Source organism: Halorarum sp. SLYT50, from assembly GCF_059821265.1.
Window position 1 is genome coordinate 775,076 of the sequence record NZ_CM187555.1, and the last position, 19,011, is coordinate 794,086.

Here is a 19,011-nt window from a genome sequence, read left to right on the forward strand (position 1 = left end):
ACATATGGTTGTGGAAAACACCCGCTAACATTCGACAAAGTGACCAGCCACCGCCGCCGTCTCCGAACTCTCTCGCGGTACGGCCCGCCGGACGGACGTGGGTCTCCGAACGGTCGCGGCGGACGTGGAGGTGCTTGCCGACCGGGATTTCGGGCTCGTCCGCCTGGCGAGCGTCTCCTCGCCGCTCGGCGCATCCGTCGTCTCGCCGCTGCCGAATGCGCCGACCGGTCCGTTCGGCGTGAGCGAGGCGTGCGTCGGCCTCCTCACGGCGGCGTACACCGTATGTCATCGCCAGTGTTCCACCCGACGGCGGAGTGCGTGTCGGGCAAAGACGGCCGGAGAGTGGGTCGACGCGGTACCGAGCGCCGGGTCAGGGAGCGAGAACGAGGGTGTCGAGCGACTCCGATGCGTTCGACTCGGGCGCGGACGGTAGGTCGACCGTCAGGGTGTGTTCGCCGGGACCGACTGTGGCGGTGGTCGAATCGAACAGTTCCTGCTGGTCGGCCGTCTCGCGGCTGAAGCCCGCGTCGGGTTTCTCGTAGGAAACGAGCGAGAGCGTCACGTTCTCACAGCCGTCCGCGACCGTGAACGCGATGTCAGCGACGGAGCCGTTCCGGTCGACGTTCGGCGCGTCCACGCAGTCGCGGACGTCCTGACTCGCCCACGCGGTGCCGCGCTCCGTGAACCCGTCTCGCGTGTTCCCGAGCGCCCAGCGGAGGAGGCGGTCCGCGTCCGCGTAGAGCGTCTCGTGGCTCAACTCCATCGGCTCGCCCGCGACGAAGTCCACCTGGTAGTAGGTCGCGGACGCGCGGACCGAGAGTTTCGCCGTCAGGCCGACGCCCGCCGAGACCACGCCGTGAGCGTTCGTCCCCGTCGGGAGGTCGCCGGTGGGCACCTCGAAGGTGACCGTCCGAGTCTCGTCAGGCGCGAGCGTCACGGACTCGTTCACCCTGAGGGATTCGAGCGTGCCGTCGCCGTCGGTGTCGATGCGGTACGCGACGGTCTGGGTCGCAGTCTCTTCACCGACGTTCGTCACCGTCGCCGAGACGTTCATCGGCTGTCCCCTGTCGACGGTTTTCGGTGCACTCAGGTTCGCCACCGCGAACGAGGCGTTCGGCTCCGCAGCGTCGGACCCGCGCACGACCGAGTCGTACGTTTCCGTGTCAGTGTTCCCGTGGTTGTCGACGACGGTGAGGCGGAACGTGAGCGTCGTGTTCGTCGGAACCGCGGGTGCAGTGAACGACAGCCCGTCGCGCCGGGTCTCGAAGTCGACCGACGGGCCCGCCACCTGCGTCCACTCGTACTCCACCACGCCGCCCTCGGGGTCGCTGGACCCGGCTCCGGAGAGTTCGACCCCGTCACCGCTCCGGACGAGGAGGTTCCCCTCGCCGTCGAACTCGGGAGACACCGGGGACTCGACGGAGATGTCGGCCGTCGGCGGCTGACCGACCGTGATGTTCGCCGCGTCGTCGACCACCTCACCGTCGACAGTGTAGGGGTCGTACCCAAGGTTCCCGGTGGCGAACGACGCGGTGTAGACCGCTACGGCTCTGAACTCGCCCGTCCGTCTCCCCCCTCGGGGGAAGGGGTCGTTCGTCTGTTCGGGACCCAGCGTGACGTTCCGGACGGTGCCGGGCGGGATGCGCTCGGACTCCCGGTAGGGGAACTCTCCCTCCGGCGGGAAGGTGAGTAGCTGACCGCCCTCCGGGAGCGTCGCCGAGCGGATGGTGAGGTTCCCGGCGTCGTCCGAGACGTCGAGGTACTGGTCTTCGAAGACGACGGAGGCGTTCTCGGCGTCGGTCGGTTCGACGACCGAAATCGTCCCGGTGGCCTCGTCGTCCTCGGAGACCACGCCGTACGCGTACGTGTCGCCGCGGAGGTCGGCGACCGACACGTCGAGGGAGACCTGCTCGCTCTCGCCGACGCCGAGCGAGACGGACTCGCTGGCTCGCGTCGAGTCGAGCGTCCCGTCGCGGTCGGTGTCGAGGCGCACCTCGACAGTCTCGGTCGCTCGGGCGTTCCCCGTGTTCGTGACCGTCGCGTTCACCGTCGCCGTCTCGTTCTGCCTGACGAACGTCGGAGCGCTCGCGTCGGAGACGTCGAACGTGGCGGCAGCACCCGACTCGTTCGGGCGGACGGTGACGTTGACGAGGTCCGTATCGACGTTCCCGTCAACGTCGGTGACGGTGAGACGGAACGCGAGCGTCGTCTCCTCGGAGACGGCCGGGGCGGTGAACTGGAGCGTCGGGTCGCTCGTCGAGTTCAGGTACGCCGTCGGGCCCGCGACCTGTTCCCACCGGTAGGTGGGTGGGGTGGTGCCGGAGAAGGGGTCGGACGACCCGGTACCGTCGAGGGTGACCGTCTCGCCCGCGTCGACCGTCACGTCCGACCCCGCGTCGGCCGTCGGCGGCTGACCGACCGTGATGTTCGCCGTGTCCGAGACGGTGGTGCCGTTGGCGTAGTAGGGCTCGATGCGGAAGAATCCCATCGAGGGCTCTGCAGACCTGACTGCGACCGCTCTGTACTCGCCGGCTCCCATGCTCCCGCCCCGGAAGTAGTCGGAAAAGGTGAACGGAACTGTGACGTTGTAGTGCCACCCGGCCGAGAGCGTGTCGGTGGCCCCCTGGCTCTCGCCCGAGACGTAGACCTTTCCGGGGGCCGGGAGGTAGACGGCGTCGACCGTCACGCTCGCCGCGTTCCTCGGGACCTGTGCGTCGTCGAACCTGATACGGGCGGTCTCGCCGACGGTTATCGTGGCGGTGTCGGCGACGACACTCCCGTTGCGCACGTACGGGGGGTCCTCCGTCCCGTTGCTCTCGACGTACTCGAACAGTGCCAGCCTGTCCGTGTTGCGGTGGACCGTCACCGTCCACGTCGCCGTCTCGTTCGGTTCGGTCCCGTTCAGCGTCGCCAACGGGGAACTGGAGAACAGTTCGAGAGAGACGTTCTGGTTGACGAACCCCTCGGAGACTGTCTCGACCCCGACCACAGTCTCCGGACTCGGGGTCGTCGAGTCGTGGAGGACGACGTACCCGTCCTCGGGGACGGTCACAGACTCGACGGTGACGTCCAGGCCGTAGAACGTCTGGTTCTCGAAGGAGACGCTGACGTTCGAGGCGTTCCCATGCCGGTCGGCGGCGACGGCCCCCGACGAGTCGGTTACGGCGGCGACGGCCCCGTCCCCGCCACTCGGAACGCCGACGACCACGCCGGCCGAGGCGGCCGAGACGACGAGGACGAACGCGAACGCGACCACGAGCGCGCGTCGTCCCCTCATTCGCTTCCCCAGCTCGGGGTGTGACTACCGGTCCCGTCACACGCCCGATGGCAATATACATACATGTTTGTCAGGTGATTATATCGGCCGACAGTTAATACTTGTTTCTGACTTCGGGCGTCGTTGTTACCGGACCAGTTTCCCGTCTCGCGGACACCGCGGGAGCCAAGCGGGCGGCCTCCGAACCGGGTCGCATGGACGACGCCGACGGGGACACGTTCGACCGGGCCGACGCGGAGCGCCGCGACGAGGCGGACCCGCTCGCCGACCTCCGAGAGCGGTTCGCGGTGCCCGAGGGAGAGCGGTACATGGACGGGAACTCGCTGGGACTGGCCTCCGCGGACGCCGAGGCCACGCTGGAGCGCGTCGTAAAGGAGTGGCGCGACCTGGCGGTTCGCGGATGGGAGGCGGCCGACCCCGACTGGTTCGGTTACGCGGAGCACCTGAGCGACCGTCTCGCACCGCTCGTCGGCGCGAACGCCGGCGAGGTGGCCGTGGCGAACTCGACGACGGTCAACATCCACACGCTCGTCGGGACGTTCCTCGACACGCTCCCCGGGACGCCCGCCGGGCCGGCGCCCGACGAGGAGGCGCCCGCGGTACTCGTGAACGACCTCGACTTCCCGACGGACCACTACGCCGTCCGCGCGCAGTTCCGCCAGCGCGGCATCGACCCGGACGCGAAACTCGCGACCGTCGAGTCGCGCGACGGCAGGACGATAGCGGCGGCCGACGTGGAGGCGGCACTGGCCGACCGCGACGACGTGGGCATCGTGTTCATGCCCGCCGTGCTGTACCGGTCGGGGCAACTGCTCGACGTGGAACGAATCGCCGAGGCTGCCCACGACCACGGCGCGCTCGCCGGGTTCGACTGCGCGCACTCGGTCGGCGTCGTCCCGCACGAGTTGCGCGCGCACGGCGTCGACTTCGCGGTGTGGTGTAGCTACAAGTACCTCAACGCCGGGCCGGGTGCGACCGCGGGACTGTACGTCCACGAGCGTCACCACGACGCGACGCCGGCGCTGGCGGGCTGGTGGGGACACGAGAAGACCACGCAGTTCGAGATGCGCGAGACGTACACGCCAGCGGCCGACGCCGGCGCGTGGCAGGTCGGCACCCCGCCGCTCCTGTCGACGGCACCGCTGGAGGGCGCGCTGGACGTACTCGACGACGCCGGCATCGAACGGGTCCGCGAGAAGTCGCTCGCGCTCACCGACTACCTCGTCGCCCTGGTGGACGAACGGCTGGGCGGGTCGTTCGCCGTCGGGACGCCGCGCGAGCGCGACCGCCGGGGGGGCCACGTCGCGGTCGAACACCCCGCGGCGTACCGCATCAGCGAGGCGCTGCGCAACCGGGGCGTCATCGTCGATTTCCGTCCGCCGAACGTCGTCCGGGTGTGTCCGGCCCCGCTGTACACGCGGTTCGTCGACGTGTGGGCCGTCGTCGAGGAACTGCGCGAACTCGCCGAGACGGGAGCGTACCGCACCTACGACGAACGCGACGGCGGCGTGACGTAACGAGGGCCGTCGGGAACCGCCGGAGAGTACCGAACGCCGCGAGCGCCGTCCGGCGCCTCAGTCCGGCCGACCGGGTCTCACTCCCGCAGGAACCGCCACGCGAGTCCGGCGAGAATCACCAGCGCGCCCCCGACGAACGTCCCGGGGAGCGGGAGCAGGAACAGGCCGATACCGACGAGCACCACGATGGTCGAGAGTCGCACGGCCGACCCTGCGCCCGCGGGCCGAAAATCGGTGATGGCCGGTCGGTTACCGAGTGTCACAGGGGCGCGGCTGGTGACGGTCACTGCGGCGCGGGTTCGTACGCCTCGCCGACGCGCAGGTCGAGCGACTGGGGGAGCAGTTCCATGTCCAGTCCGTCGTGCGTGCTGACCTCGCCGTCGCGGCTGAACGTGATGGGCCCGCCGTCGCTCTCGATGTGGACCTCGCGGGCGCGGATGTGAGTCACGCCGTCCGTCTGCCGGCCGAACAGGCGGTGCTCGATGGCCTCGGCGACGAGGCTGCTCGCGGGCATCCGCTCGACGACCACCACGTCGAAGCGGCCGTCCTCCATGTTCGCCTGCCCGTCGTCTTCGACGAACTTGCGGGCGTTCCCGACGAGTACGCACAGCGCCTCGCCGTCCCAACTCGACTCGTCGCCGGGGAGCGTCTCCTCCGTCTCGATGCGGATGTCGAGCCCCTCGAACTCCAGCGTCTCCTGAATCGCGGTGACGAGGAACGCGAGCGTGCCGAGTCGCTCCTTCAGTTCGCCCGACGCGGAGGTGCTCGCGTCCGCCGGGAGGCCGGCGATACACGAGACGACGAACGGCTCGCCGCCGGCGAGACCGACGTCGACCGACCGGACCTCGCCGGTGTCGGAGAGTTCGACGCCGTCCTCGACGCTCCCGATGCCGACGTTGCCGGCGAGCAGGTTCGCCGTCCCCGCGGGGATGACCGAGAACGTCACGTCCGAGAGGTGGTCGGCGCGGTAGAGGCCCCTGAGTACGTCGTTCACCGTCCCGTCGCCGCCGCAGGCCGCCACCGCCTCGACGCCGTCATCGCCCGCCTCGCGGGCCAACTCGACGGTGTGGTCGGCGCTCTCGGTCTCCCGGACGGTGAACCCGCGCTCTTCCATCTGCTCGGTGACGTACTCGACGTGGTCGGCCGTACCGCTCTTCGGGTTGAGGAGACAGAGGCGGGAACCGGAGTGCATGCCGCCACGGACGAGGGCGTCCTACTTATGTCGTCGCCCGGCAGTGGCGACCGACGGGGGGACCGACCTCGGCCGCTCGCACCGACCGAAAGAGCGAGACGGGCCGAGCGCGAAGGAAGCGTGCATGACGCCGCTACACCTCTCGACCGCGGGGCCGGACGGGGCGTGGTACCCGCTCGTGCTCGCGCTCGCCGCCGTCGGCGGGGCCGTCCTCCTCGGCGGCGGGCTGGCGGCGTTCCTCCGCCGCGGGTCGCGGTCGTACCTGCTGGTCGCGCTCGCGCTGGGCGCGCTGCTCGCCCGGACGGGCGTCGCCGTCGCCGCGGAACTGACGCTGCTCGACCCGTCGGTCCACCACGTCGCGGAACACGGTCTCGACGTGGCGATGGCGGGGCTGGTCATCGCGGCCGTCTACTACGCGCGGACGACGACCGGGGGGACGGCGACGTGAACGGGCTCGCTCCACCCCCTCCCCCCGCCCGTCGCCAGAGGTGCCCTGCGTGAACGCCACTCGCGAGCGCATCGCGTCGTTCGTCGACACCCACCCGGGCCTCCACTTCAACGAACTCGTCCGCCGACTCGACCTCGCGCCCGGACAGGTCCAGTACCACCTCAAGCGACTCGGGAGCGACGGCCGGGTCGTCAGCGAGGAGGTGTCGGGCCGCACCCACTACTTCGCGCCCGACCGCGACCCGACGGAGCGCCGCCGCATCGCGCTGTTCCGCAGGGAGGTCGCCCGGGACGTCTGTCTGGAACTGCTCACCGGCGGTCCCGCGCGCCCCGCGGACGTGGCCGACCGCCTCGACGTCGCCCGGAGCACGCTGGAGTGGCACCTCGACGGGCTGGTCGCCGAGGGCGTGGTCCGGAAGCGGCGCGACGCGCGCAACCGGGTCACGCTGGAGCTGCGCGACGAGGCCGCGACGGCGCGGGCGCTCCGCGCCATCCGCCCGTCGCTGCCCGACCGGTTCCTCGACCGGTTCACCCGCCTCGTCGACTCGCTCCTCGGCGAGTGAGGGGTCGGCCCGAATCTCGGATTCGATGGACGCACCACAACCGCCTTTCGTGTGGACCGGGTAGGACCGGCGATGACAGCCCTCGACGAGTCCCTCCCGCGTCGGGAGTTCATGAAGGCGGCCGTCGCCACGGGGGGTGCGGCGGCGCTCTCGGCGTGTCTCGACCGGGTCTCGGGGAGCGACCCGGTTCCGACGGGAGAGGGGCCGGGCGCGTATCCGGACGGCCAGCACGCGTGGAACGACCACGTGCGGACCGACGAACACGGCAACCACCTCCTGCCGCGACACCAGGTGCTGCTCTACTGTTCGCTGCCGGGCGACGGCCCGCCGTCGGCCGACGCGCGCGAGACGGTCGCGGCGGCGTTCGACACGCTCGACGAGGCGTACGCGTGGAGCCACGAGGCGCTGCTCCACTCGGCGGCGTACTCGCCCGCGTACTTCGAGCGGTACGAGGCGTCGCTCCCCGACTCCATCGACCTCCCGCACCCGACGCCGCTGTCGAGTTTCGAGACCCCCGAGTTCGACGAGCAGGACCTGCTCGTCCACCTCGCGTCGGACCGCGCGGACGTGGTACTGGCGGCGGACGCGGCGCTCCGAGGCGAGCGCGGCGAGGTGAACGGCGTCGAACTGCCCGGGCCCCTGACGGACGCCCTCACCGTCGACTCGCGCCGGACGGGGTTCGTCGGCGAGGGACTCCCCCACGAGAGGGCCGAGGGGCTGGAGGGTGTCCCGGAGTCGAACCCGGTCCCGGCGGAGTCGCCGCTGTTCATGGGGTTCGCCGCCGGCTTCCGGAAGAACCAGGCGAGCGAGTCGTCCGTCACGCTCGACGACGGCCCGTTCGCCGGCGGGACGACCAAGGTGGTGGCGAACTGGCGCCAGCGGCTGGCGGACTGGTACGGCGAACAGGACCACGAACAGCAGGTGATGGAGATGTTCTCGCCGGGCCACGCCGCGGAGAACCTCGTCGAGGGAGTGGGGAAGAACCTCGGACCGGACAGCGGCATCGACCGCTTCCTCGACGACGTCGTCGAACAGGCGAAACGGTACGGGCGCGTGGGACACGCCCAGAAGGCCGCCCGTGCGAACCGTGACGAGGAGGGGAACGTCCGCCTGTTGCGCCGCCACTTCGAGTCGGCGGACGACGACGTGGCGAGCCTCCACTTCCCGTCGCTCCAGCGGGGAATCACCGCGTTCGAGGAGGTCCGGCGCGCGATGAACGGCGAGGACGTCACCGCGGCGACGCCGGCGGTCCGCCAGCGGGTGAACAACGGTATCCTCGAGTACATCTTCGTCCGGAGTCGGGGCTACTTCCTCGTCCCGCCGCGGTCGCTCCGCGCGCTCCCGACGCCCCGCGGCGCGGCCGACGGCTGACGGGAACCCGGTCCGTCTCGACCGTCTCGCCCCGACTGGGTCCGGATTCGAGCGACACGAGCGCCGCGAGGGTCGACTGGCGAGTGCGTCGGGAAGGCCGTTCGTGAACGGGTCGACGCGAACCAGCCCAGGATGCGACGCGCCCGTACCGTTTCGCCCGTTCGCTCGTCCGACGGCAGCGTTCGCCTGTCGTACCACAACCGACATTTGGGCCAGTCGTTTACGAGGGGTATGGACAGACGGACGTACCTCCGGGCAGCGGGTACTGCGGGTGTCGCGAGCGTCGGCGGACTCGCCGGGTGTCTGGGGTTCAGGCTCCAGTCGGGCGAGAGCGGCGGGAGCGGGGGAGTCGCGGTGCCGGCCGTTCCGGCGGACCGTCCCGACGCGGTGTACTACCCGAGCCACGTCGAGGGGATGCAGATGGCGGGGACGGGGGCGAGCGGCGAGTACGAAGCCGGGCTGATGTACTCGTACGCGCACCGCTTCTGGAACGTCAACGGCGAGAGCGTCGAGCGGACCGACCCGGTCGGCGACGTCCACCTCATGTCGAGCGTGTGGGACGCCGAGACCGGACAGGTGCTCCCCGAGACGGGGCTGTCGCTCGAGATAACGCAGGGGGGGTCGCTCGTCTCACAGGAGGTCATCTACCCGATGCTCTCACAGCCGATGGGGTTTCACTACGGCGCGAACTTCGGCCTCGACGGCGACGGGACGTACACCGTCACGCTGTCGGTCGGGGGGGTGAGCACGCGCACGACGGGCGCGTACGAGGGTCGGCTGGGCGACCCGGCGGACGTGGAAATCGAGTTCGAGTACAGCGCCGCGACGCGCGACGAAATCGAGTTCCGCACGCTCGACAACGCCGGCGAGAGGGGGGCAGTCGGACCCGTGGAGATGGAGATGCTCCCCGACTCGTTCGCACCCGAGACCGCCGCGCTCCCCGGAACGGTCGTCGGGGAGGCGAACAGCAACGACGCGGTGCTTGTCGCGACGGTGCTCGACAGCCCCCCGCCGGGCGTCGACGGCGACGGACGGTACCTCGCGGTGTCGGCGCGCACCCCGTACAACCGGATGCTCGTTCCCGCGATGGGGCTGGACGCGACGCTGACGCGCGACGGGTCCGAGGTGTTCTCGGGGGAACTGGTTCGTAGCCTCGACCCCGACCTCTCGTACCACTACGGCGCGGTCGTCGACTCCGTCGAGTCGGGCGACGAACTGACGCTGACGCCGACGGTGTGGCCCCAGACCGCGCGCCACGAGGGGTACGAGACGGCGTTCGGGGCGCTGATGGGCGGGATGTCCGAGGTGAGTATCGGCGTGTCCGGGTTGTAGCCGACGCGTCAGAGGGGATGCCGTCTCGGGCGGAGCACCGGGCGGCAGAATCAGTCGGTCGCGTGCGCTCGCTCGAACCGGTCGGCCGGCAGGCGGAGTTCCTCGAGGTCCGGCAGGTGTTTCACGTTGTACACCACCTGCATCTCGTCCGACTCCGGCGCGCTGATACACGAGAGCCGGATGCCCCGGTCGAGCATCTCCGGCGAGAGGATGTGGTTCCCTGGCGTCTCCATCTCCCCGTCGACCACCGCGACGGCGCAGTTCGCGCACGCGCCGCCCCGACAGGCGTACGGCCACGCGAATCCCCGATTCTCGGCGGCTTCGAGCAGCGACTCGTCGGGTTCGACGAGGAACTGGCCGTAGTCCGCCGGGTCGAGGTCCGCCGCGGACGCCTCCTCGAACAGGTCGTCGTCGCCGAGCGTCCACCCGTGGTCGGCGAGCACGTCGTAGTTGAGGTACTCGACCCGAGAGGTCTCCCGCTCGCGCCGGCCCCGTCCCGTCTCCGCGGCTTCGGGTGCCCCGTCGCTGCCCTCGTGACCGTCGGCGTCGGGGCGGTATCCCGTCTTGAGTCGCTCGTAGGCCTTCGTCACCCGCTGGAACTCCTCCGTCGACCCGCCGTGGTCCGGGTGGACCTCCAGCACTCGCCGCCTGTACGCCCGGTCGATCTCGGCGTCGTCCGCGTCGGGGTCGAGTCGGAGGACGTCGAAGGGGGACTCCACGCACCCCGGTACGGAATCCGGACGTAAAGCCCCCTCCCTCTCCGGCAGCCGCGTCGTCTCTTCACGCACCGCCGGGCGCGAGCCGACGCGGCCCCCGCTCGGACCGCCGACCGGCGCCGGACGGACACCGACCGCGTCCCGCGCTCCGGCCGCCCGGTCCGCCCCCGCACAAATTATAGACGTATGTGCGGTCACGCGTTATACCAGGAGGACGCTAGATGCCGACGAGAACTCCGGTCCGACGGGCGGCGACGGGCCGCACCGCGAGGCGTCCAGCGACGGGACGTGCTCGGGTCCGGAACCGCTCGCCGCCGCGACGGCGTTCGCCGGCTACACGCGGACGCCCGCGGCCGTCGGGGAACCGTACGAGACCGAGCAGTGAGGGGTGAAAACGTGCGGACGCCGGCGCGGCCGGTTCTCGCGGTCCTGCGAGGAGGAACCGAGAGTTCCGGGAAGCCGGCAACGGAACCGGTCGACACGCGAAGTTTTGCCGTCGGCCGTACCACGGTCGGTCATGGAGTACACGACGCTCGGCGACACGGGCGTGACCGTCAGTCGAATCTGTCTCGGCTGTATGAGCTTCGGGAGCGGCCGGGAGTGGACGCTCGACGCCGACGAGGGGACGGAGTTCATCGACCGCGCCATCGAGTTGGGAATCAACTTCTTCGACACCGCGAACGTCTACTCGACCGGCGAGTCCGAGGAGATTCTCGGCGAGGCGCTCGCGGAGTACGACCGGGACGAACAGGTGGTCGCGACGAAGGTGTACGGCGAGATGGACTCCGACAACCCGAACGCCTCGGGGCTCTCGCGGAAGGCCATCGAGCAGGAACTCCAGCACTCGCTGGACCGCCTCGGGATGGAGACGGTGGACCTCTACCAGATTCACCGCTGGGACTACGACACGCCCATCGAGCAGACGTTGCGTGCGCTCGACGACGCCGTCCGGCGCAACCAGGTTCGGTACATCGGCGCGTCGTCGATGTGGGCCCACCAGTTCTCCGAGGCGCTCCACACCAGCGACCGGCTGGGACTGGAGCGGTTCGCCACGATGCAGAACCACTACAACCTGCTGTACCGCGAGGAGGAGCGCGAGATGCTCCCGCTGTGCGAGGAGGAGGACGTCGGCGTCATCCCCTGGTCCCCGCTCGCGCGGGGCGTCGCCGCCCGCCCTCACGAGGACGTGGGGTCGACCGCCCGTGGCGAGAGCGACGAGTTCCTCCAGGGGATGCCGTACCTCGACGGCGGCGGGGAGACGGTGAACGAGCGAGTGCAGGAACTCGCCGACGAGGAGGGCGTCTCGATGGGGCAGCTATCGCTCGCGTGGCTCCTCCACCAGGACGGGGTGGACGCGCCCATCGTCGGGACGACCAGCGTCGACCACCTCGAAGACGCCGTGGAGGCGACCGAACTCGACCTCTCGGACTCCGACCTGGAGTACCTCGAAGAGCCGTACGAACCCCTCCCGGTGGCCGGGCACGAGTAGGGCCGGCGGACGAGTCACGGCCCCGGCGTGGCGTCCACCGAGCGACGTGAGCGGGAACCACGTTCTATTCACCACGTATGAGAGTAACAACTAACCCCCTGCCGCCTGGGAGTTGACCCATGGAGGAGCGAGCGACGGTGCCGGCGGACGAGTCGGTTCACGCCCGAATCGTCCGGCACTTGGAGGAGGCGTCGGACGGGGTACACACTCCCACGGGCTACGACGAGATGTTCGGTGCGGGCGCGACGCAGGCCGTGTGGGACCTGGTGGAGTGGGGAGAGATAACCCTGCTCCAGGACCGGGCGGACGGCACGCGAATCCAACTGAACTCCTCGCGCGAGTCGGCGGCACCGCAGGTCTGGCGGGCCTACCTGACGCGCGGACACCGGAACGTCCGCGCGGAGCGCCTGTTCCAATCGCGGGACGCCGCACTCGAGTACGTCTCGCGGTTCGTGTCCCGCGACGACGTCGAGAAGGTCCCCGGACTCGGAGGGGTCTGGAAGGCCGAGACGTGGGGGGGAACAGCGGTGGTTCGTCGCGACTCGGTTCTGGAAGAGAGCCCGCCGGAGTGATAGTCGCGTCGTTGCGTTGGTCGGAGAACGAATGGGCGCTGCAGGATTTGAACCCACGGCAACTTGGTCCGAAGCCAAGCACTCTGTCCAGACTGAGCTAAGCGCCCTCGGGTGATTTCTACCCGACGGGCTGGTATTCTCGCGCGCCGTTTATGACGCTTTCCCTTCCGCGTGCGAGATTCCGGTCCACGGCTGTCGAGCGGTTTGGCCGCTCGCGTCGTCGGGCGAAAATACGTGGAACACTCCGGGTCGACGGGCCCCTCCACGCTCCACCGCCACTCGTCGCCACGAAACGCGGGGGTTGATACCACCGACGGTCGAACGAGCGGGCGATACGATGGACGCGTCACGCCGACTCGAACTCGCTCTACAGCGGACACGCGTGCGCCACGCCCCCGACGGGCGCGTCTCGGTGTTCGACCTCCGCGTGGAGACGACCGACCGCGTCGAATCAGCCGGGTCGGCCGAGGGGCCGCGAGTCGTCGGCGTCGTCTCCGACGCGTACCTCCGGGAGTGTGCGCTCCGGCGGACCGACGCCGTGACCGACGAGTACGAGTCGTCGGTGCGCGTCCTCGCGGAGTGTGCCGAGGCGGGGACGACCCGAGCGCCGACTACGCCGGTTCGCGGCGACCCGGGGGAGGACGCCGAGCGAGTGACCGAACTCGTCCGCGGGTCGGCAGTCGAGACGTACGGCGACGACGAGGCGGAGGACGACTGGCTCCGCGTTCGAGCGCCGGACGGGTACGTCGGCTGGGTCCGCTCGGACGCGGTGGTGGACCCCGCGGACGTAACCCCCACCCACGTACTCACCTCGCGGGTCGAGACGGACGACGGCCCGCTCCCGGTGGGAACCGAAGTCGAAGTCGAGACCCGGGAGAACGACGAGGCGGCGGTCACGCTGCGAACGGGCGACCGTCACCGGGTTCCGGCGTCGACGCTCACCCGTCCCGACCCGTCCGCGTCCGACCCGGGACGCGCCGTCGGCTCGGTCGCGCGTTCGTACCTGGGGACCCCCTACCGGTGGGGCGGGATGACGAGCGCCGGCATCGACTGCTCGGGGCTGGTCTGGATGGCCTACCGCGTCAACGGCGTCACCCTCCCCCGCGACGCCGACCAGCAGCGGCGGGTGGGTACGGGAGTCGCGCGCGAGGACCTCGCCCCCGGTGACCTGCTGTTCTTCCCCGGGCACGTCGCCGTGAGCCTCGGCGGCGAGCGGTTCGTCCACGCCTACGGCGACGCCGAGGCGGTGGTCGTCAACAGCATCGACCCCGACGCGGACGACTACCTGCCGTCGCTCGACGAGGAGTACGAGACGGCGACGCGTGTTTTCGCGTAAGGTGAGTCGGCGCCGTCGGAATGGGGTCCGAGGGGCGCGAGCGCGACGGCTGTGTGGCGCCGCTCGTTCCAGCGGCGCTCGCGCGCCGGGGACTCTCGGTGTCGCTCCGAGCGCCGGGACGCATCGTCGCCGGCGACCCCACGCCGGTCGGCGTCTCGGTGTACAACCGCCTCCCGGTGCCCGTCTCGCTCCCCTTGCCGACCAGTCGCCTGTGGGGGTGGGCGGTCGATGGCGCCCCCGAAGCCGACAGGCGGGGACTCGAACCGCCGGACGAACACGAGGCGGTTGCGGCTCCGACGCGGGAAGCGGCGCGAGTTCAGCGCCCCCCAGTACGGACTCACGGAGGACGACCGGGCCGCGACCGGCAGGACGAGTTCGTCCGCGCGCTGGCGTCGGCGTGACGCGGCGTCGGAGCGAGTCGACGGCCCGACAACGAACGGGCTCGGGCCGTCAGGGGTCGATGCTGCGCGACTGCATCTCGTCGATGACGGCGTTGAGCACCTTCTGTTCGCCCCGTCGGAGGTGTTCGAGGAACGTCGGCCCGCTCACGCCGACGTCCGCGGCGATGTCGTTCGCGGACACCCCGCGCGGCCAGTTGTAGTACCCCTGTCGGCGGGCGGTGAACAGGCTCTCGCGCTGTCGGTCGGAGAGGTCGTCCGCGAGCCGGTCGGTCATGTCCGCGAACTGGAACTGTTCGCTGGGGTCGACCTCTTGGACCGCGTCGAGCCTCACGTCGTACTCCGCCTTCATCGACTCGATGACCCCCGCGAGCGCGTCGGACCGGACGAGCACCGTCCAGTGTTCGCGCCCCTCGGTGACGTGGACCGGTTCGATGGGCATGAACTCCGAGTTGACGATATCCGGGACGACGCTGCTGTCGCGGTCGTACGTCACCACCGCCCGCGCGCGGTCGTCCGACTGCTGGAGCACCGTCACGCTCTCGACCACGTCGAACTCGTCGATGGCGGCGGCGAACTCGCCGGCGGTCGTCTCGCCGCGGCTCACGAGCACGAAGTCGCCCTTCACTACCTCCTCGGCCGGGTACAGCGACTTCTCGACGACGTGCGTCTCCGGGAACCGGTCGGTCGCCTGGAGCGTCCAGCAGTTCGGGTGCCAGAGGGTCAACTCCACCTGCCGGTACTGTCGGTCGCTCTCGTTCGAATCGACGACGCTGGTGACGCTCATGACGGAGAGACCGAAATCACCGCGCAAAGACCTGTCGTTCGGTCGCTCGCAGCGTCGGAACGCGCGGACGCCCCCTCCCGCTCCGCCGGAGCGGCGGACGTCCACCGGAGCGACGCCGGCGGCTCAGTCGTCGGGCGCCTCGAACCTCTCGGCCCCCTCGAACCCTTCGAACTCCGCGGGCGTGACCGGGTCGAGACCGTGCTCGGCGACGAACGCGTCGAGGAACTCGGCCCGCTCGCCCACCTCCGCGGGGGCGTGCGCGTCGGAGCCGAGGGTGAACCGGACGCCCTCGGCGCGGAGCGCGTCGAACAGCGCGGGCGCGGGGTGGACGACGCCCGCGTCGGTGAGCGCGCGCCCGACGTTGATCTCGGGGACGGTCGGGGAGTCCGCGAACGCGCCGGCGATCCGCCGGTAGTCCGCCTCCGAGAGGCGGCCGCGGAGCGCCGGGGTCCGCTCCAGCAGGTCGACGTGGGCCGCCACCTCGAACAGTTCCGACTCCGCGAGCGAAACCAGCGCGTCGACGTACTCCTCGACGGCCTCCGTCAGTCGAGCGTCCGGCAGGTCGGCCCACACCGCCTCGTGCTGGACGTTCCGCCCGGCGACCCGGTGGACGCTCCCGACGGCGTAGTCGAACGTCTCGTCCGCGAGGAACGCGCGGACCTCCGCCTCGTCGTCCGGGTGGTAGTCCATCTCGACGGCGTCGTACACCGCGACGTCGGCCGTCTCCCGGAGTCGTTCGATGCCGTGCCGGCGGCGGTCGGCGGTGCGGTCGAAGTTGAACCCCGCCACCGCCCGGGCGTCGCGTACCTCCGCCCGGTCGGAGACCATGCAGTGGTCGGCGACGCCGATTCCGTCGAGTCCGGCGGCGGCGGCGGCGCGAACCATCCGGGAGAGGAACTCGCCGTCCGAGTAGTTCGAGTGGACGTGAAGGTCGCGCACACCGGCCGCACTCCACCCGCCGGCTTAGCGGTTGGGGTCGACCGCGGTCGCGTCGCCGCTCCCGCTCGTTTCCGGTAGTCGAGTGCCGACTCGGCCCGTCAGCCGAGCACCGACTCGGGGAGGTAGGCGGTCACCGTCCAGTTGGGCGCGTCGACCACCTCGCTTATCTTGAGGTCGACGGCGGCCGAGCACAGCACGTACGCGTCCGCCTCCGAGAACCCGCGCCGCTCGTGGAGGTGAGCGATCATCCGCCGGACCGCCCGCTTGGTCGCCTCCATCAGGTCGGGCGCGATTCCCGTCGTCGCGTACATGGGTTCGTCCCGTCCGGAGGGGGTGAACGGCCCGGTGGTCTCGAACTCCGGGCCGGTGAGCGAGCGGTCCGACACCACGTCGAGTCGCGCCGTCACCGACATCGGCGCCTCGATTCCGGTGATGCACACCTCGCCGTCGCCCTGCGCGGCGTGACAGTCGCCGATGGAGAACAGCGCTCCCTCGACGTCGACCGGGAGGTACAGCGTCGCCCCCGGGGTGAGGTGTTTCACGTCCATGTTCCCGCCGACGGCCCGCGGCGGCATCGTGTCGTGGGGACCGTCGGCCGCCGGGGCGACACCGAGGTTCCCCGGGAACGGGTGGATGGGGACGGCCACGTCCGGCGCGTCCTCCGCGGCGAACCGGGCGACGGGCGTGCCGTCGGCCTCGCCGTCGAGGTCCCAGGTGCGGACGTGGGCCTCGCGGAAGTCCTCGGGGAGGAGTCCCCCCTCGCGTTCGCCCGGCGGGACGGCAGAGACGCCCCACCCCTCGTGTTCGAACGCGAGCAACTCCACCCGGAGAACGTCGCCGGGAGCCGCCCCCTCGACGGCGACGGGACCGGTGAGCGGGTGCCCCTCGGTGTCGACCGCGAGCAGGTCCGCGACGGTGGCGTCCGGCGACAACTGCCGGTCGTAGGCGTCGCGACAGCCGAACTCGACGACAGCTCCGGGGTCGACGGTGAGTATCGGGTCGTGCGCGTTGTCCCACGTGTAGTGGACGTTCGCGTCGTCGTCGGCCAGCGTGTGGTCCGGTACAGGCGCGTCTGGCACGGCGAAGCGGCGGGTCGGCATGCGAACCAGTCGCGACCGAGGCGGCTTAACCGTGCGGACGGCGGCGACCCCGGCGACGAGAGCGGTCCGCTGACGAGGGGCGCCCCCTTCCAAAAACTGAGATACTGCTCGTGATTCCTCTCGAGTGGCGACGACGGCCAGAGCGGTCGGGGTGGTGGCGGGCCCGCGGGTCGGGAGTCGACTCAACATCGGGGTGGGAACCCGGCGCCGGGCTGTCCGGACGACGGTCGCATCGTTCCACTGACGGGCAAGTGGCGCCGGGCCGTTCCGCGAGGCGACCCCTCGTGCGAACGTCTCTACGAGGGTGTTCGAACGCTCGCCGCGAGCGACGCGTGTCGCGTCCTTTATCCCGACCGGCCCGGGAGTCGCAGACGAGATGACGGAGGCGCGCGGAGCGGTCGGCGGCTACGGGGAACTCGCCCGTCTCGGGAACGCCGTCGCCGCCTCCGTGCTCACCGCCATCGGCGCGTTCGTCGCCGCCGGGCTGAACCGGCCGGTGGCGCTGGCGCTCGCGGTGGCGGCGACGGCGTTCGCGACCGGCGCGGGCAACGCGGTCAACGACTACTTCGACCGGGACATCGACCGGGTGAACCGACCCGACCGTCCCATCCCGAGCGGCCGGGTGACGCCGCGGGGCGCGCTCGCGTTCGCGGCGGCGCTGTTCGGCGGCGCGGTGGTCGCGGCGGTCGCGCTCCCGCGGCTCGCGCTCGCCATCGCGGTGGTGAACCTCCTGGCGCTCGTCGCGTACACGAAACTGTTCAAGGGACTGCCCGGCGTCGGCAACCTGGTCGTCGGCTACCTGACGGGGAGCACGTTCCTCTTCGGGGCGGCGGCGGTCGAGGGACTCGACGCCGCCGTCTGGACGCTGTTCGGACTCGCCGCGGTGGCGACGTTCGCCCGCGAGGTCGTCAAGGACGTCGAGGACGTGGCGGGCGACCGCGAAGAGGGTCTCCGGACGCTCCCCATCGTGGCGGGCGAGCGGGCGTCGGTGGGCCTCGCAGTGGCGGCGATGGCCGCCGCCGTCGCCGCGAGCGGCCTCCCCTACGTCCGGGGGACGTTCGGGGCGGCGTACCTCGCGCTCGTCGTCCCCGCCGACGCGGTGATGCTCGGCGCGACAGCGTGGGGGTTCCGCGACCCGGCGCTGGCACAGCGCTGGCTCAAGCGCGGGACGTTCCTCGCCGCCGCCGCGTTCGTCGCCGGCCGGGTCACCCGCGTCGCCGGGTGGGGGCTCGGCTAATCACAAAGAATAATACCGGGTCACCGCATGCCAATACTACTCGATGACCGCCGGTCGCTGGAACCGTCGGGGACGCCTTCGGTACCGACGGTCCGGGCCGGGCACCATCGCAGAGAACACCTATGTATGAGGTCGAACCGCTCGGGGCGAGCATCGACCCCGGGTCCAACATCCTGTTCACCGGGGCACCACTGACCGGAAAGCGCGAACTCGCGCTCGACGTGCTCGCGGAGGGGACGCGTGGCGGGGAGGGAGCGATAATGGTCACGACCAAAGACAGCGCCGAGCGACTGCTCGAACGGTTCGGTCGCCGGGTGGAGTACGAGGAGCGACCGGTCGCCGTCGTCGACACCGTCACCCGACAGCACGGCGTCGGCGACGCCGGCGACGACGACCGGGTGAAGTACACCTCCTCGCCGGTCGACCTCACCGGTATCGGCATCAAGTTCTCCGAGTTCCTCGAACAGTTCTACAACGACCGCGGAGTGGAGCGCAACCGGACGCTGCTCCACTCGCTCTCGACGCTCCTCATGTACACCGACGTCCAGACCGTCTTCCGGTTCCTCCACGTGTTCACCGGGCGCATCCAGAGCGTGAACGGGCTGGGGGTGTACTGCATCGACTCGACCGCCCACGACGACCAGGCGATGAACACGCTCAAACAACTGTTCGACGGCGTCGTCGAGACCAGCGACGACGGCGAACCGACGGTCCGCATCGCCGACGCCTGAGCCGGTC

General features: G+C 70.6%; 18 protein-coding genes and 1 tRNA gene. 11 read left to right on the forward strand and 8 right to left on the reverse strand.

Annotated features, from left to right (window positions below):
- Positions 1–370: 370 nt before the first annotated feature.
- Complete coding sequence (locus AC6RUA_RS04080) at positions 371–3,277, reverse strand: PKD domain-containing protein (protein ID WP_499814664.1); 2,907 nt, start codon at positions 3,275–3,277, stop codon at positions 371–373.
- A 194-nt stretch (positions 3,278–3,471) separates the two neighbouring features.
- On the opposite strand from AC6RUA_RS04080, the gene kynU reads away from it, so the two are divergent.
- The gene (kynU, locus tag AC6RUA_RS04085; RefSeq protein ID WP_499814665.1) at positions 3,472–4,794 is read left to right on the forward strand and encodes a kynureninase; all 1,323 of its coding nucleotides are present in this window, start codon (positions 3,472–3,474) and stop codon (positions 4,792–4,794) included.
- Between the two features lie 77 nt (positions 4,795–4,871).
- Here the strand turns inward: kynU and AC6RUA_RS04090 are convergent, their stop codons facing one another.
- Both AC6RUA_RS04090 and AC6RUA_RS04095 read right to left on the reverse strand, forming a co-directional pair.
- Positions 4,872–4,997 carry a transporter gene (locus tag AC6RUA_RS04090; RefSeq protein WP_499814666.1) on the reverse strand — a complete coding sequence of 42 codons (126 nt, stop codon included), beginning with the start codon at positions 4,995–4,997 and terminating at the stop codon, positions 4,872–4,874.
- Between the two features lie 80 nt (positions 4,998–5,077).
- The gene (locus tag AC6RUA_RS04095; protein WP_499814667.1) at positions 5,078–5,986 is read right to left on the reverse strand and encodes a diacylglycerol/lipid kinase family protein; all 909 of its coding nucleotides are present in this window, start codon (positions 5,984–5,986) and stop codon (positions 5,078–5,080) included.
- Between the two features lie 43 nt (positions 5,987–6,029).
- On the opposite strand from AC6RUA_RS04095, the gene AC6RUA_RS04100 reads away from it, so the two are divergent.
- From AC6RUA_RS04100 to AC6RUA_RS04115, 4 genes are all read left to right on the forward strand, one after another.
- Positions 6,030–6,434 (forward strand): DUF7471 family protein, encoded by a 405-nt coding sequence (locus tag AC6RUA_RS04100; protein WP_499814668.1) that lies wholly within the window; start codon positions 6,030–6,032, stop codon positions 6,432–6,434.
- Positions 6,435–6,483: 49 nt separating this feature from the next.
- Positions 6,484–6,996 carry a winged helix-turn-helix transcriptional regulator gene (locus tag AC6RUA_RS04105; RefSeq protein WP_499814669.1) on the forward strand — a complete coding sequence of 171 codons (513 nt, stop codon included), beginning with the start codon at positions 6,484–6,486 and terminating at the stop codon, positions 6,994–6,996.
- 72 nt (positions 6,997–7,068) lie between these two features.
- Positions 7,069–8,367: a DUF7405 family protein gene (locus tag AC6RUA_RS04110; protein ID WP_499814670.1), complete on the forward strand. Its 1,299-nt coding sequence runs from the start codon at positions 7,069–7,071 to the stop codon at positions 8,365–8,367.
- Positions 8,368–8,598: 231 nt separating this feature from the next.
- Positions 8,599–9,699: an iron transporter gene (locus tag AC6RUA_RS04115; protein ID WP_499814671.1), complete on the forward strand. Its 1,101-nt coding sequence runs from the start codon at positions 8,599–8,601 to the stop codon at positions 9,697–9,699.
- Between the two features lie 50 nt (positions 9,700–9,749).
- Here the strand turns inward: AC6RUA_RS04115 and fer are convergent, their stop codons facing one another.
- Positions 9,750–10,418 carry a ferredoxin Fer gene (gene fer, locus AC6RUA_RS04120; protein ID WP_499814672.1) on the reverse strand — a complete coding sequence of 223 codons (669 nt, stop codon included), beginning with the start codon at positions 10,416–10,418 and terminating at the stop codon, positions 9,750–9,752.
- A gap of 514 nt (positions 10,419–10,932) precedes the next feature.
- Here fer and AC6RUA_RS04125 point away from each other — a divergent pair.
- Both AC6RUA_RS04125 and AC6RUA_RS04130 read left to right on the forward strand, forming a co-directional pair.
- Positions 10,933–11,904: an aldo/keto reductase gene (locus tag AC6RUA_RS04125; protein ID WP_499814673.1), complete on the forward strand. Its 972-nt coding sequence runs from the start codon at positions 10,933–10,935 to the stop codon at positions 11,902–11,904.
- A gap of 119 nt (positions 11,905–12,023) precedes the next feature.
- The gene (locus tag AC6RUA_RS04130) at positions 12,024–12,476 is read left to right on the forward strand and encodes a hypothetical protein (protein ID WP_499814674.1); all 453 of its coding nucleotides are present in this window, start codon (positions 12,024–12,026) and stop codon (positions 12,474–12,476) included.
- A 32-nt stretch (positions 12,477–12,508) separates the two neighbouring features.
- Here AC6RUA_RS04130 and AC6RUA_RS04135 read toward each other — a convergent pair.
- A tRNA-Arg gene (locus tag AC6RUA_RS04135) sits at positions 12,509–12,583 on the reverse strand.
- Positions 12,584–12,813: 230 nt separating this feature from the next.
- On the opposite strand from AC6RUA_RS04135, the gene AC6RUA_RS04140 reads away from it, so the two are divergent.
- Together AC6RUA_RS04140 and AC6RUA_RS04145 are read left to right on the forward strand one after the other, a co-directional pair.
- Entirely contained in the window at positions 12,814–13,812 is a 999-nt protein-coding gene (locus AC6RUA_RS04140; RefSeq protein ID WP_499814675.1) for a C40 family peptidase, read from the forward strand.
- A 20-nt stretch (positions 13,813–13,832) separates the two neighbouring features.
- The gene (locus tag AC6RUA_RS04145; RefSeq protein WP_499814676.1) at positions 13,833–14,213 is read left to right on the forward strand and encodes a DUF7974 family protein; all 381 of its coding nucleotides are present in this window, start codon (positions 13,833–13,835) and stop codon (positions 14,211–14,213) included.
- A 49-nt stretch (positions 14,214–14,262) separates the two neighbouring features.
- On the opposite strand, the gene AC6RUA_RS04150 is transcribed toward AC6RUA_RS04145, so the two are convergent.
- From AC6RUA_RS04150 to AC6RUA_RS04160, 3 genes are all read right to left on the reverse strand, one after another.
- Positions 14,263–14,997, reverse strand: coding sequence for a helix-turn-helix domain-containing protein (locus AC6RUA_RS04150; protein ID WP_499814677.1), 735 nt, complete (start codon positions 14,995–14,997; stop codon positions 14,263–14,265).
- Between the two features lie 123 nt (positions 14,998–15,120).
- Positions 15,121–15,936: a PHP domain-containing protein gene (locus tag AC6RUA_RS04155; RefSeq protein WP_499814678.1), complete on the reverse strand. Its 816-nt coding sequence runs from the start codon at positions 15,934–15,936 to the stop codon at positions 15,121–15,123.
- Positions 15,937–16,034: 98 nt separating this feature from the next.
- Entirely contained in the window at positions 16,035–17,036 is a 1,002-nt protein-coding gene (locus AC6RUA_RS04160) for an acetamidase/formamidase family protein (RefSeq protein WP_499814679.1), read from the reverse strand.
- 376 nt (positions 17,037–17,412) lie between these two features.
- Here AC6RUA_RS04160 and AC6RUA_RS04165 point away from each other — a divergent pair, with 376 nt between their 5' ends.
- Together AC6RUA_RS04165 and AC6RUA_RS04170 are read left to right on the forward strand one after the other, a co-directional pair.
- Complete coding sequence (locus AC6RUA_RS04165) at positions 17,413–18,273, forward strand: geranylgeranylglycerol-phosphate geranylgeranyltransferase (RefSeq protein ID WP_499814680.1); 861 nt, start codon at positions 17,413–17,415, stop codon at positions 18,271–18,273.
- A gap of 122 nt (positions 18,274–18,395) precedes the next feature.
- The gene (locus AC6RUA_RS04170; RefSeq protein WP_499814681.1) at positions 18,396–19,004 is read left to right on the forward strand and encodes an RAD55 family ATPase; all 609 of its coding nucleotides are present in this window, start codon (positions 18,396–18,398) and stop codon (positions 19,002–19,004) included.
- The last annotated feature ends 7 nt before the right edge of the window (positions 19,005–19,011 follow it).